Source organism: Segeticoccus rhizosphaerae (genome assembly GCF_009192725.1).
GTDB classification, from domain to species: Bacteria; Actinomycetota; Actinomycetes; order Actinomycetales; family Dermatophilaceae; genus Segeticoccus; species Segeticoccus rhizosphaerae.
The window spans coordinates 1-1,507 of the sequence record NZ_VOHR01000541.1; the positions used below are offsets into that span (position 1 = coordinate 1).

Genomic DNA, 1,507 nt, shown 5'->3' on the forward strand with positions numbered 1-1,507 from the left:
CCCTAATGAGAGTTACCGGCTCGGCCCGTTGAGGCAGACTCGGTGACAGGTAGCTGCCAGTTGGTGAGCACTCGTGCGCCCAGGATCTCTTCCGAGTCCTACAAGCAGATCGTGCCCCTGCCGGTGGTTGGAAGAGTTGACCGCTGATGGGATGTCGTGCCTGCTCGCCCGAGCGTGAGCACTTGTTCATTAGGGTGCCGGCGCCTTCCACGAGCTGCCTGACGTTGTTGATGATGGATCGAGAGTCGGAGGTGCGGGAGTGCTGTTCATAGGAGATGACTGGGCCGAGGACCATCACGACATCGAGTTGCAGGATCAGTCGGGTCAGTCTCTGGTTCGGACGCGACTCGCTGAGGGCCTGGCTGGTATGGCTCAGCTGCATGAGCTGATCGGCAAACACATCGGTGACCAGGCGGCCGACCATGTGGCGATCGGGATCGAGACCGACCGCGGCCCATGGGTGGTCGCGCTGGTCGCGGCTGGATACCGCGTCTTCGCGGTCAACCCGTTGCAGGCGGCACGCTACCGGGAACGGCAGAGCGTGTCGGGTGCCAAGAGCGATGCCGCGGACGCGCACATGCTTGCCGACATGGTGCGTACCGACTCGCATCAGTTGCGTCAGGTCGCGGGTGACAGTGATCAGGCTGAGGCGGTCAAGGTCGTGGCACGGGCCCATAAGACGTTGATCTGGGAGAGGACCCGCCACGTGCAGCGAGTGCGTAACGCGCTACGGGAGTTCTTCCCAGCTGCACTGACCGCCTTCGAGGATCTCGCTGCTGCGGATGCGCTTGAGCTGCTCGCCAAGGCACCCGATCCGGACGCGGCAGCGCGCCTGACGATCACGCAGATCACCGCCGCGCTCAAGCGCGCCCGCCGACACCACGCCGGTGAGAAGGCCAAGGCGATCCAAGCGGCGCTCCGTACCCAGCAGTTGCGGCAGCCGGCTGCCGTGACAGCCGCGTACGCGGCTACAGTTCGAGCTCAGGTAGCCGTGATCGGCACGCTCAACGCACAGATCACGACGATGTCCTCGCAGGTCGACGCCCATTTTGGGCAGCACCCGGACGTTGAGATCTATCTCAGCCAGCCGGGGATGGGTCCGGTCATCGGTGCCCGGGTGCTGGCCGAGTTCGGGGATGACCAAAGCCGTTACGCCGACGCACGAGCACGCAAGAACTACGCCGGCACCAGCCCTATCACCCGGGCCTCGGGCAGGAAGAAGACCGTCCTGGCGCGCTACGTGCACAACAACCGCCTCATCGACGCACTCGGGCAGCAAGCCTTCAGCGCCCTGACCGGCTCACCTGGGGCGCGGGCCTATTACGACGGTCTTCGCGCTCGAGGGACCGGCCATCGCGCTGCTCTTCGACAACTGGCCAATCGACTCGTCGGCATCCTGCATGGCTGCCTCAAGACCGGCACCCGGTACGACGAGACGACTGCGTGGTCGCACCGCGACGAACCAGCCGCCGCAGCTTGACAGGTTTCGCCATGGGATGTCTGCTTG

General features: G+C 64.9%; 2 protein-coding genes. One reads left to right on the top strand and one right to left on the bottom strand.

Translation table 11 applies throughout. The annotated features are described in order from the left end of the window. Window positions 1–424, bottom strand: a 424-nt coding sequence (locus tag FRW57_RS24645) for a hypothetical protein (protein WP_238999535.1), incomplete at its 3' end; no start/stop codon positions are given. Between FRW57_RS24645 and FRW57_RS21470 the strand changes: the two genes are divergently transcribed. Continuing rightward, window positions 308–1,480 carry an IS110 family RNA-guided transposase gene (locus tag FRW57_RS21470; RefSeq protein WP_238999534.1) on the top strand — a complete coding sequence of 391 codons (1,173 nt, stop codon included), beginning with the start codon at window positions 308–310 and terminating at the stop codon, window positions 1,478–1,480. The genes FRW57_RS24645 and FRW57_RS21470 overlap by 117 nt on opposite strands. Window positions 1,481–1,507 lie beyond the last annotated feature (27 nt).